The following is a 12,729-nucleotide window of genomic DNA, read 5'->3' as shown; positions in this document are numbered from 1 at the left end:
TTTATGATTTTCATAAGGAGGAAATCTTAAATGACAGTTAAAGTAGGTATTAATGGATTTGGACGTATCGGACGCTTAGCATTTCGTCGTATCCAAGAAGTAGAAGGAATCGAAGTTGTGGCTATCAATGACTTAACAGATGCTAAAATGTTAGCTCACTTGTTAAAATATGATACAACACAAGGACGTTTCAACGGTACAGTTGAAGTTCACGAAGGTTCATTCAATGTGAACGGAAACGAAATCAAAGTTTTAGCTAACCGCAACCCTGAAGAATTGCCTTGGGGCGAACTAGGTGTTGAAATCGTGTTAGAATGTACTGGATTCTTCACTTCTAAAGCAGCTGCTGAAAAACATTTAACAGCTGGTGCAAAACGTGTAGTTATCTCAGCTCCTGGTGGAAACGATGTTCCAACAATCGTTTACAACACAAACCATGAAACTTTAACAGGTGAAGAAACAGTTATCTCTGGTGCTTCATGTACAACAAACTGTTTAGCTCCTATGGCGAAAACATTGAACGACAAATTTGGTGTAGTTGAAGGATTAATGACTACAATCCACGCTTACACAGGTGACCAAATGACTCTAGACGGACCACACCCTAAAGGTGACTTCCGCCGTGCCCGTGCTGCTGCTGCAAACATCGTGCCTAACTCAACTGGTGCTGCTAAAGCGATCGGCTTAGTAATCCCAGAATTGAACGGCAAATTAGATGGTGCTGCTCAACGTGTTCCTGTTGCAACTGGTTCATTAACTGAATTAGTTACTGTTCTTGACAAAGAAGTAACTGTTGATGAAATCAATGCAGCAATGAAAGAAGCTTCAAACGAATCTTACGGTTACAACACAGACGAAATCGTTTCTTCTGATATCGTTGGTATGACTTACGGTTCATTATTTGATGCAACTCAAACAAAAGTTATGACTGTTGGCGACAAACAATTAGTTAAAACTGTTGCTTGGTACGACAATGAAATGTCATACACTGCACAATTAGTACGTACTTTAGAATACTTCGCTAACCTATAAGAGTTGCGAACGACTTTAATTTAAACCATCGCAAGAGAAAGCGGGGAAGCATCGCGCTTCTCCGCTTTTTTTAACAATTATGCTAGGAGGAATCTGTTCATGGCGAAAATGACAGTTCAAGATATCGATTTAAAAGATAAAAAAGTTCTTGTACGTGTGGACTTCAACGTTCCATTGAAAGATGGAGTGATCGGAGACGATACACGGATCAAAGCAGCATTACCAACAATCAATTACGTGATCGAAAACGGCGGAAAAGCAATTCTTTTCTCACACTTAGGTCGTGTGAAAGAAGAAGCAGATAAAGCTGGAAAATCTTTAGCGCCAGTTGCGAAACGTCTAGGCGAATTGTTAGGCAAAGAAGTAACTTTCGTGGATGAAACCCGCGGCGAAAAATTAGAAGCAGCGATCAACAACATGCAAGATGGCGATGTCGTTGTTTTTGAAAACACTCGTTTCGAAGACATCGATGGCAAAAAAGAAAGCAAAAACGATCCTGAACTAGGTAAATACTGGGCTTCTTTAGGCGATGTTTTTGTAAATGATGCCTTTGGTACCGCACACCGCGCACACGCTTCAAACGTAGGGATCGCTTCAACAGGTATCCCAACAGTTGCTGGTTTCTTAATGGAAAAAGAAATCAAATTCATCGGTGAAGCAGTCGAAGAACCAAAACGTCCAATGATCGCGATTCTTGGTGGAGCAAAAGTATCTGACAAAATCGGCGTAATCGAAAACTTGATTCCTAAAGCAGACAAAATCTTGATCGGCGGCGGAATGACGTATACGTTCTACAAAGCAAAAGGCATGGAAATCGGTAATTCTCTTGTGGAAGCAGACAAAGTAGAATTAGCAAAAGAATTGATCGAAAAAGCTGGCGATAAATTAGTATTACCAGTTGATTCAATCACTGCTGCTGAATTTTCAAATGATGTCCCAACAGAAGAACATACTGGTGATGTTCCTGAAGGACAAATGGGCTTAGATATCGGACCTGAAACTATCGCTTTGTTTGCTGAAACATTAAAAGGCGCAAAAACAGTCGTTTGGAACGGACCTATGGGTGTGTTTGAAATGTCTAACTTCGCAAACGGTACGATCGGTGTTTGTGAAGCAATTGCCAACCTTGAAGATGCAACAACGATCATCGGTGGCGGTGACTCTGCAGCTGCAGCAGAACAATTAGGTTTTGCTGACAAATTTACCCACATCTCAACAGGTGGCGGTGCCAGCCTTGAATTGCTAGAAGGAAAAACACTTCCTGGCCTAGCTGCGATCAACGATAAATAATCAATGACAAGCCGTGCAAAGGATCTCCTTTGCACGCTTGATAACGAAAAGGAGTGCCAGAACATGCGCAAACCAATTATTGCCGGAAACTGGAAAATGAACAAAACTACGAAAGAAGCAAAAGAATTTGCTGAAGCAGTCAAAACAAAAATTCCTAGCAACGATACAGTTGACTCTGTGATCGGTTCGCCAGCTCTATTCTTAGAAACATTAGTGAATGCTGCTGAAGGAACAGAATTAAAAATTGCTGCTCAAAACAGCTACTGGGAAAATGAAGGTGCCTTTACTGGTGAAACTTCACCAGCAGCTTTAGCAGATTTAGGTGTTGACTATGTCATCATTGGTCATTCAGAACGTCGTGAATACTTCCATGAGACAGATGAAGACATCAACAAAAAAGCCAAAGCAATCTTTTCAAACGGCATGATCCCAATCCTATGCTGTGGTGAATCTCTAGAAACCTATGAAGCTGGCAAAACAGCGGAGTGGATCGAAGGACAAATCACTGCTGGCTTAGACGGTTTAACAGACGGTCAAGTAAGTAATCTTGTGATTGCGTACGAACCAATCTGGGCGATCGGTACTGGTAAATCAGCGGATGCAAACATCGCAGACGAAATTTGTGGCGTTGTCCGCAAAACCGTTGAAAAATTATACGGCAAAGAAGTTTCAGATAGCGTGCGTATCCAATACGGCGGTTCTGTAAAACCTGAAAACATTGCTGAATACATGGCAAAAGAAAACGTTGACGGAGCATTAGTTGGCGGCGCAAGCTTGCAAGCTGATTCATTCCTAGCATTATTAGATGCTGTAAAATAATTTCATTTTCATGAAAATAACATTTGCAGAATCGTGATTTTTTCACTACAATTAAGTTGTTCGCAAGGGGCTTTCCCCTTAAGATAAAACAAACTCAAAGGAGAGACAAAACATGTCAATTATTACTGATGTTTACGCACGCGAAGTCTTAGACTCACGTGGTAACCCAACTATCGAAGTAGAAGTCTACACAGAATCAGGTGCTTTCGGCCGCGGAATGGTTCCTTCAGGAGCTTCAACAGGTGAACACGAAGCAGTTGAATTACGTGATGGCGACAAAGCTCGTTATGGCGGTAAAGGTGTAACGAAAGCAGTTGACAATGTAAATAACATCATTGCAGAAGCTATCATCGGCTACGATGTACGTGACCAAATGGCTATCGATAAAGCAATGATCGCTTTAGACGGAACTCCTAACAAAGGCAAATTAGGCGCAAACGCGATTCTTGGTGTTTCTATCGCTGTTGCTCGTGCAGCTGCTGATTACCTAGAAGTACCTTTATACCACTACTTAGGCGGATTCAATACAAAAGTATTGCCAACTCCTATGATGAACATCGTCAACGGTGGTTCTCACTCTGACGCACCAATCGCTTTCCAAGAATTCATGATCTTGCCTGTAGGCGCACCTACATTCAAAGAAGGCTTACGTTGGGGTACTGAAGTATTCCACGCTTTGAAATCAATCTTGTCTAAACGTGGTTTAGAAACTTCAGTAGGTGACGAAGGTGGTTTCGCTCCTCGTTTTGAAGGAACTGAAGACGGTGTTGAAACAATCTTAGAAGCAATCAAAGCTGCTGGTTTAGAACCAGGTAAAGACGTATACCTAGGATTTGACTGTGCATCATCAGAATTCTACGAAAACGGTGTTTACGACTACTCTAAATTTGAAGGCGAAAACGGCGTAAAACGTACTGCTGCTGAACAAGTTGACTACTTAGAAGAATTAGTTAACAAATACCCAATCATCACTATCGAAGACGGTATGGATGAAAACGACTGGGATGGTTGGAAACTATTAACTGAACGCTTAGGCGACAAAGTTCAATTAGTAGGGGATGACTTGTTCGTTACAAATACTGAAATCCTTGAAAAAGGAATCAAAAACGGTATCGGTAACTCAATCCTGATCAAAGTTAACCAAATCGGTACATTGACTGAAACATTCAATGCTATCGAAATGGCGAAAGAAGCTGGTTACACTGCAGTCGTTTCTCACCGTTCAGGTGAAACAGAAGATTCAACAATCTCTGATATCGCAGTTGCAACAAACGCTGGCCAAATCAAAACTGGTTCTCTTTCACGTACTGACCGTATTGCAAAATACAACCAATTGCTACGTATCGAAGACCAACTTGGTGAAGTTGCTGAATATAAAGGCTTGCAAGCATTCTACAACTTGAAAAATAAATAAGTAATTACTTGGTAAAAATGGTTTTTGATAGTTTGATTCAATTCGATGATTCAGGCTGCTAACTGTGAAACTCACTTATACCAATTATTACGTAAAGGTGATTTTAGCTGGTTTTGGGTTTCAAGTTAGCAATACTGGTTATATAACGAATGGTAAACTACAAACACAAAACACTATCTTTTCTCTATAAACATAGAGGAGAGGTAGTGTTTTTTCTGCTGTTAAAAGAGTTGTTAGAAGAATATTCATTGGATTGTAGAATTAGGAATTTGTCAAAAAGAACAATAGAATTATATAAATTTCAACTGACAGCGTTTGGTAGATATTTAAAGGATGATTTGTGTTTAAATGATGTGACAGCAGTGAAGAAAGTTCATATAAAAAAAATTCCTTTTAAGCTGGCAAGAAGAAGGGAAGAAGGAAACTTATATTAATACTTTGCTACAATCAATTAAAATTTTTTATCGATATATTTCTGATGAATATGAGATTGAAAATGTAGTGAAAGATATTAGGTATTTGAAGGAGAAGAAGTTACTGTTAAAGACCTTTACCGAGGAAGAAGTTGCAGATCTGATTAGATTTTATAATAAAGCGGGATATGTGAATCAACGGAATAAATTGTCTAGTAGAATGGGGAGAAGAGAACAAAACTTTATTTAAAGAAAATTCATCTGAACGACAACTATGTGGTTCTCTAGCTCAAAAATTAAAAGAATACTTGAATGATGATTTTAGAGGATTTTATTATGATGTTGAAGTTAATCGAGGATTTGCAGGTGGTAAAAAAATCGTATCAATGAAAACTGGAAATAAAGATATTGTGATGGAAAATATTTTTTGTGATTTAGTAGTTCATAATAGAGGGGAGAAAAATACTTCTAAAGAAAATCTTATCGCAATAGAGATGAAAAAAAGTAGTTATGCTAGTAAATCCTTAAAAGGAGAATACGAAGAAGAACTAAAAAATAATAGAATAGCTGATAAAGCAAGACTGTGTGCTTTAACTGTTAATCCAGAAAATTCAAGAGGTTATTATAAGGTGTTTTCTTTTCCAAAACCTGATGAAGGGATAAACGAAGAGTTTAAGAGTATTGTGAATGGGTATCAACTTGGAGCATACATAGAACTGAATGACACTAAAGAGGAAATAGACTCGTTTGAAGTGAATTTCTTTATAGATGGAAAATGTATTGAAAATTTGGCAATTGAAATAGATATCAAGAATAAAAGATTTAATCAATTAAAGGGAAATAGGAAAAAAATTGTAAGAGATGATATGAAATTCCTTTTTGGAAGATAACATATAGACCTAAAAATAAGGAGTTAGTTTTCTTGGCAATATATTTTAATTTAAAATGAGAGTGAAGTGTCTATGAGTATAATAAAATAAAAAGAGATGTCAGAAACAAGTCCAAAATCTGATCTCTCTTTTTATTATCTATTAAGTAAATTTTTCAGAATCTTTTCACAAGATAAGATTAAACGATTTGTAGAGTTTACATATTCATCGTAACTCATTCCAGAATTATTCTTATAAGAAAAAACATCAACTAAAGAATCGTTACGCAGAGGTGTATCTGTATTCGGGTGGTCATTGTGTACTGTAAAGAAGGGCGTACCTAGCATATCGCTGACTGCCATTAACTGAAGATAATTATTTTTGTCATTAGGGTACGGAGTCCAGTGACCAACTTTCTTAGCAGCACTTCTTTTAGTCTCAAAAAGACAAGAAATTCTATTATCTTTTTCGGAGAGGACGACCATGTCCAAGTCTTGTTTTTTCACCTTAATACCATCAAAAGTTGATCGACTCCAAGTATGAAAAGAATCTGTTACCTTTGATAAATTGTTGACTGGTTTCACATTTGTAAAAAAAGAAGTTGTTAATGGAAGTCCAAATTTTTCAGAAATGAGATGAGCACCAGCATGAATATCATAGTTAGTTTCGTTGATAATTAAATATTCCATATTCATAGGATATTTTATATACAAATTAGGAATATTGCACATTTCAAAATGTTTTAGAATGTCATAAATTCTTGCATATTCGGTTGGAGAAAGTGAATACTCAATTGATTCAACAACTGTTATACCAGAGATTTTTGTTATATCTTCACACGACCATATTAAAATAGCTGGGCCAGGAGGATTACTGACAAATATTGGTAAAAAACTTGAATTACTGTTATACATGTATTGACAAAATAAATCCATAAAGTCAACTCCTTTTTCCTATAACTATATAATAGTTGATGCTTTTAATCCAGTGTATTTCGGGGCTAGTTTTGCTATAATTATACTTATTGATGTTAAAAGGGAGTTTAACGATATGGATACAAATCTAATGAAACAAATTCGGAAAATTTTAAAAGAATACCCTAAATATTGGCAAGATGAAGAACTCCAAAGAGCTGTGGTTATAAACGATTTGAGAAATTATGATGTATTATTAATTTCTGCTTTATTAAAGAATAAGAAAATTCGAGAAGTTTTTAGTATACAAGCAGGTGAAACCTCTATTTTTAAAGTAGAGGAATTTATAGACTTATTAAGATATAAAGATTATTGGTCAAATAGCTACACAAGATACTCTAATACACTTGGATTATCCGCATCTGGAAGATACATTCAATATAATACTGATGTTGTTTTGGATTTTCCTTATAAAGATACTGTTTTAGAGGGAGGCATGACTAAGGAAGAACAAAAGAAAGAAGAAATATTTTATAATGAGATAATTGCTAGAGATGAAATTGATACTTTATTTGATGCAAAGATTTTAAAAGATGCAAAAATAGTTAACAAAGACGGTGTAAAACCAGTTTCAACTATTTCTGAATCAGAAAACTTAGTGATAAAAGGGAACAATTTAATCGCATTACACTCAATGAAGCAACGATATCAAGGGAAAATCAAAATGATTTACATTGACCCACCGTATAATACTGGTGGTGATTCTTTTAAATATAATGACAGATTTAATCATTCAACGTGGCTAACATTTATGAAAAACCGTTTGGAGATAGCCAGAGAATTACTAAGTGAAGATGGTAGTATTTGGATTAATATTGATGATGATGAACAGGCATATTTAAAAGTGTTATGTGATGAGATATTTGGACGAGACAATTTTACAAATACTGTTATCTGGGAAAAAAGATATTCTCCCACTAATGATTCAAAATGGTTATCCGATAGCCATGACTTTATCATGATTTATGCGAAAAACAAAGAAATTTGGAGACCCAATTTATTACCAAGAGGAGAGAAACAAAATAAATATTATAAATTCGACGATAATGATGGTAGAGGGAAATGGCGGTCTGATAATGTTTTAGTTAAAACTTTCTCCCAAAGTGGAGTTTTTCCGATCAAGAATCCTAAAACAGGGATTGAATACTATCCGCCTGAAGGTAGTGCATATAGATTTAGTTTTGAAACTGCCAAAAGATATCTTGAAGAGAATAGATTCTATTTTGGGAAAGATGGAACTGGGGCACCTCAATTGAAACGATATCTATCTGAAGTAAAGCAAGGTGTTACACCTCTTACTATCTGGAAAAGAGAAGATGTTGGAGATAACCAAGAAGCAAAAAATGAAACTCGTACTTTGGGAATATCAAATGAAATGTTTTCAACCCCTAAGCCAGAAAGATTACTTCAAAGAATTCTTCATATAGGGTCAAATGAGAATGATTTAGTATTAGATTTCTTCATGGGTTCAGCAACTACTCAAGCAGTAGCAATGAAAATGAATAGAAAATTTATTGGTATTGAACAAATGGATTATATCAATACTGTTTCAGTTCCTCGACTTCAAAAAGTGATTGATGGTGAACAAGGTGGAATCTCTAAGGATGTTGATTGGCAAGGTGGAGGTTCATTTGTATATGCTGAACTTATGGAACTAAATCAAATATATATAGATAAGATTAATCAAACTTCTACTAAAGAGGAATTGATTAATTTGTGGAATGAATTAGATAATAATGCAGATTTAAATTTCCAATTAGACAGAGAGAAGCTGACTAATGAATTATTAAAAGAACGAGATGAAGTGGAAGGCTCAATTTCTTTTAATGATTTAAGTTTTGAAGAACAAAAAGAAATTTTCAAAAAAGCATTGGATAAAAATCAGTTATATGTGAATTTCTCTGAAATCGAAGATGAAGATATTACTATTTCTGAAAATGACAAAAAATTTAACCATAGTTTTTATGAAAATAGAGGTGATGCATAATGGCAAAAGAACGCCTTTATGAATGGTTAGACACGGAAATGAGAACTATTTCTTATACCATGAATCCTCATGAAGTTCCTGATTATGTAAAAACAAATTTGAAAGATGACCTACGATTCTATCAAGAAGAAGCATTTAGGCGATTCCAATTGATGCAAGATGACCTTTATTCAAGTGGTATTAGTGATGCAGGTTATCAGCGTAAACACCTTTTATTTAACATGGCTACAGGCTCCGGAAAAACAATGGTGATGGCAAGTCTAATGCTCTACCTATATAAAGAATTGGGTTATCAGAATTTTATTTTTCTAGTTAATACGGATGCAATTATCAAAAAAACACAAGAAAACATGTTAAATAGTAGCTCTACTAAGTATTTATTTAATCCAAACGGTATCTTTGTTGATGGAGAACAAATCATCATTCAAGCTGTTGATAATTTCCCAGCTGTTAAAGATAAGAATACTATCTATTTAAAATTGTCTACCATTCAAAAATTACATGGTGAATTGACTCGACCAAGGGAAAACGGTATTTCCTTAGAAAATTTAGAAGATGAAGATATTATTATTTTAGGTGATGAAGCCCATCACTTTAATGCTTCTACCAAAAAGGAAAAGCAAGAAGAGACTTCTTGGGAGAACACTATCAATAAAATGTTGTATTTAAGAAACAATAATAAACTTTTAGAGTTTTCTGCAACAATCAATATGGATGACAAAACTATTTCGCAAAAATACAGCGATAAAATCATCTATAAATACGATTTAGGTCAATTTATGAATGATGGCTTTTCTAAAAATGTATTGCGTCTACAAGCAACTGATAGTGATGAAATGAAAATGAAAGATGCTATTCTTTTGAGTCAGTTTAGGAAACTTATAGCAAGAGAAAATGGAATAGATTATTTTAAGCCAATTGTGATGTTTAAATCAAGTAAAATCAAAATTTCTGAAACAAAGCAGCAGGAATTCAATAGTATTATAGAAAATTTTTCAGTTGAAGACTTAACACGTTATATTAAACAAAGAAAAGCTAGTGTCCTTCCAAATTCAACATTAGATATTGTGTTCACTTATTATTTAGAAGAAGACTTAGATTCAATTATTCGTGAAATACAAGAAGATTTTGCACCAAGAAACATTCTAAATGCAAATGAAAAAAATATGTTAAGTGTAGACAATGCAGTTCTATTAAATACCTTAGAAAATGTAAATAATCCTATTCGAGTAATTTTTGCGGTGGCAAAACTTAATGAAGGTTGGGATGTCCTAAATCTTTATGATATTGTTCGTATTTCAGAAGGTGCTGGCACAACAAGAACTGCTACAGATAGTGAAGCACAATTGATTGGTCGTGGTGCAAGGTATTATCCTTATGAATACGATGGACAACGTAGTTATACAAGAAGATTTGATAATACTAACAATGATTTAAGATTCTTAGAAACATTACATTATCATACAATAAATGAAAAAGGTTATTTGGCAAATCTTGAAAAATCTATGAATGCAGTTAACTTGATCACTGCTAATGATGAAACAGTACGTATTTTATCGACAAAGATAAAGAATGCTTTTAAAAATACTAAAGTATTTAAAGAAGGTCAGATATTTGTCAATGAAAGTAGACCTACAACTCCAGAGGATTATTCTTCTTTGGAAAAGTTTACAATTCCAAATGAATGGCTTACAGAGTATATCGGAAGTACATTAGAAGTAAAATTTCAAGAAAAAGAGCAGAATCAACAAATTGAACGCCATGAACAGGCATTAAGTGTAGATAAGAGATTTTTTAAAAAAGCTATTCAAAGGAATCCTTTTTATCGCTTTTCTAATTTGAAAGAATATTTACCAATGTTAAAATCCATGAATGAGTTATTAAATAGTAGCCAATACTTTAAAGGTGTTTCTATTACTGTTTCTTTACCTAAAGACCAAAATGTATCAGACTTGACTCCGACAGAAAAGTTAGAAATAGTCGATAGATTTCTTTCTTACTGTGAAGATAAAATTCGTAGAAATTACAAGAAAGAGATTGGACTGAAAATCTTTAAACCTGTAGCAATTAAAGAAACCCTGAAAGATTATGAAGTGGTTGTTCCAAAATTTGAAACAGGACAACATGTTACACAAAGAATTGATACGCACTCTATGAAGGGGAAAGATTGGTTTGTTTACACGGATGCCATCATGAATAATTTGGAATACAATATGGTTCAGTTGATGGAAAACTTTATTCATCAATTACAATTAAAGTACAAGGATGTTTATCTTATTCGGAACGATGAAAAAGCAACTCGTTTCAAACTAACTGAATTTAATGGACCAAGAGGTTTCATGCCTGATTTTATTCTTTATTTATCTAATGAAGATTTTATCTATCAAATTTATATGGAGCCAAAAGGTGAAGATAGAGTTAAAGAAGATGCTTGGAAAGAGGAAATGTTGGAAGCAATAAATGGTTCTGATATTGAACTTATTGGTGAAAATGAGTCAGTAAAATTAATGGGCGTAAGGTTCTACAATGAAAAGAATAGACGTGTATTTATTGATGACCTTTCTGAAAAAATAAATGATGGTCAACCATTAGATGGAAAGATTGAGTTGCTAAGTGAATATTGAAAACAGAAAGGGAAATACTTAACTAGTGTTTCCCTTTCTATTTGAGCGAAAACGAACTTATGTTTGTTCTTGCGATACTTTCTTGATATAATTATTGTGATATTTTAAGAATTGGTGTACTTCAATTTTGTCAGATAATCTTTTAATTTGGGAGTAAACTGTCTTCTAAAGTGTAAGATGAAATAGTATCTCAGTCGATAAAAAACTAAAGGTTTTAATATTCTGAATGGTGGTGGAATAGTAGATAATTACATAGCGTTAAGTGATTATTTATCTTTGCTTCAAATAAAATATGATTGCGAAACAGTATACAGCTTAATAAAGGGATTACCATCGGATGGAGTAACAGCTTTTGGGATTTTACCCAACTATTCTTTACCGGTAGCTTCAACGTTAGAGCTAATCACGTAACTATGTATCTATGAAGAACATAGACGATACTTTTACTAATTATGTAACAGGATTCTTCAGCAGAGATTACTATTTAAATGATGATAAAATACTGCCATTAGACTCGATTGAAGCAGAAACTCATGAATTATTTAATTGCATATGTAAAATCCATGTGTTTTAAGAAGTACTGATTGACTAAAGGAATGATTGGAATATCTAAACAGAATAAATGAATACATAATAGTAGAGATAGGTTTTTTCTGTCTCTTTTTACTTAAAAACGTTTCAAGATTAATTTTGAACAGAAATATCACATTGCCTATTCTAACTGGAATATTTTTTAGGTGTACCTATTTTTACGTACCGAAAATGAAATCGGTATTGTTAAACACAAACGTTTCTACTTAACAATATTGCTCTACAATATTAAAAGTTCATTATATCATTCAATGATAACAATAGAGAAAAAGATAGTGTTTAGGTTAAATGCTTTTATACCAGTGTTTTGTTGCATAATAAAACGCAATAGAATTTACAAATCGCTACGTCTAACTTGTAAAATAAGTTAGACGAGGGGGCTGAGGTATCTGACCGTATTGCAAAATACAACCAATTACTACGTATCGAAGACCAACTTGGTGAAGTTGCCGAATACAAAGGCTTACAAGCTTTCTACAACTTAAAAAATAAATAATCAATTTCATTGATTTGCTCTGATGTTCTGTGGGCGGCTGATTCTTATCAGCTGCCACGACATCAGAGTTGTTTGTTTCATAAAAGTTAAGAGATCTTATAAATAGACAGAAAATAACCAGAAGGTTTTAAAGAATCTGCTAAAATTTTTTTAATATAAAATGAAAATAAACGGATGTTTTATGAAAGTTTTCATCGGTATTTTCAAAATGATAGTTTCT

General features: G+C 34.2%; 8 protein-coding genes and 1 pseudogene. 8 read left to right on the top strand and 1 reads right to left on the bottom strand.

The window, feature by feature from the left end:
- Nucleotides 1-30 precede the first annotated feature (30 nt).
- The 5 genes from gap to ACTW1R_RS12490 all read left to right on the top strand — a co-directional run bounded on the left by gap (nucleotide 31) and on the right by ACTW1R_RS12490 (nucleotide 5,858).
- Nucleotides 31-1,032 (top strand): type I glyceraldehyde-3-phosphate dehydrogenase, encoded by a 1,002-nt coding sequence (gap, locus tag ACTW1R_RS12510; protein ID WP_005228677.1) that lies wholly within the window; start codon nucleotides 31-33, stop codon nucleotides 1,030-1,032.
- A gap of 99 nt (nucleotides 1,033-1,131) precedes the next feature.
- Nucleotides 1,132-2,322, top strand: coding sequence for a phosphoglycerate kinase (locus tag ACTW1R_RS12505; protein ID WP_005234355.1), 1,191 nt, complete (start codon nucleotides 1,132-1,134; stop codon nucleotides 2,320-2,322).
- Nucleotides 2,323-2,385: 63 nt separating this feature from the next.
- Nucleotides 2,386-3,141 carry a triose-phosphate isomerase gene (gene tpiA / locus ACTW1R_RS12500; RefSeq protein WP_271814021.1) on the top strand — a complete coding sequence of 252 codons (756 nt, stop codon included), beginning with the start codon at nucleotides 2,386-2,388 and terminating at the stop codon, nucleotides 3,139-3,141.
- Between the two features lie 112 nt (nucleotides 3,142-3,253).
- Nucleotides 3,254-4,555: a surface-displayed alpha-enolase gene (gene eno / locus ACTW1R_RS12495; RefSeq protein ID WP_005228686.1), complete on the top strand. Its 1,302-nt coding sequence runs from the start codon at nucleotides 3,254-3,256 to the stop codon at nucleotides 4,553-4,555.
- Between the two features lie 721 nt (nucleotides 4,556-5,276).
- Entirely contained in the window at nucleotides 5,277-5,858 is a 582-nt protein-coding gene (locus tag ACTW1R_RS12490) for a hypothetical protein (protein WP_271814023.1), read from the top strand.
- A 134-nt stretch (nucleotides 5,859-5,992) separates the two neighbouring features.
- Here ACTW1R_RS12490 and ACTW1R_RS12485 read toward each other — a convergent pair whose 3' ends face one another.
- A complete protein-coding gene (locus tag ACTW1R_RS12485) occupies nucleotides 5,993-6,772 on the bottom strand; it encodes a hypothetical protein (protein ID WP_271814025.1) in 780 nt (259 codons plus the stop codon).
- A 115-nt stretch (nucleotides 6,773-6,887) separates the two neighbouring features.
- On the opposite strand from ACTW1R_RS12485, the gene ACTW1R_RS12480 reads away from it, so the two are divergent.
- From ACTW1R_RS12480 to ACTW1R_RS12470, 3 genes and pseudogenes are all read left to right on the top strand, one after another.
- Nucleotides 6,888-8,798, top strand: coding sequence for a site-specific DNA-methyltransferase (locus ACTW1R_RS12480; RefSeq protein ID WP_115232656.1), 1,911 nt, complete (start codon nucleotides 6,888-6,890; stop codon nucleotides 8,796-8,798).
- Complete coding sequence (locus ACTW1R_RS12475; protein ID WP_270289861.1) at nucleotides 8,798-11,422, top strand: DEAD/DEAH box helicase family protein; 2,625 nt, start codon at nucleotides 8,798-8,800, stop codon at nucleotides 11,420-11,422. Before ACTW1R_RS12480 ends, ACTW1R_RS12475 begins: the two co-directional genes overlap by 1 nt.
- A 979-nt stretch (nucleotides 11,423-12,401) precedes the next feature.
- Nucleotides 12,402-12,509: pseudogene (locus ACTW1R_RS12470) on the top strand (hypothetical protein); the annotation flags it as partial.
- Between the last annotated feature and the right edge of the window lie 220 nt (nucleotides 12,510-12,729).

Source organism: Enterococcus sp. R12 (genome assembly GCF_058135755.1).
Note: the sequence above shows the minus strand (reverse complement) of the source record. Positions and strands in the feature narration are given on the sequence as shown.

Bases quoted from the DNA above. Each gene is read 5' to 3' on its own strand.
- tpiA (WP_271814021.1), top strand. From the start codon at position 2,386: ATGCGCAAACCAATTATTGCCGGAAACTGGAAAATGAACAAAACTACG.
- ACTW1R_RS12505 (WP_005234355.1), top strand. From the start codon at position 1,132: ATGGCGAAAATGACAGTTCAAGATATCGATTTAAAAGATAAAAAAGTT.
- ACTW1R_RS12475 (WP_270289861.1), top strand. From the start codon at position 8,798: ATGGCAAAAGAACGCCTTTATGAATGGTTAGACACGGAAATGAGAACT.
- eno (WP_005228686.1), top strand. From the start codon at position 3,254: ATGTCAATTATTACTGATGTTTACGCACGCGAAGTCTTAGACTCACGT.
- ACTW1R_RS12485 (WP_271814025.1), bottom strand. From the start codon at position 6,772: ATGGATTTATTTTGTCAATACATGTATAACAGTAATTCAAGTTTTTTA.
- ACTW1R_RS12480 (WP_115232656.1), top strand. From the start codon at position 6,888: ATGGATACAAATCTAATGAAACAAATTCGGAAAATTTTAAAAGAATAC.
- gap (WP_005228677.1), top strand. From the start codon at position 31: ATGACAGTTAAAGTAGGTATTAATGGATTTGGACGTATCGGACGCTTA.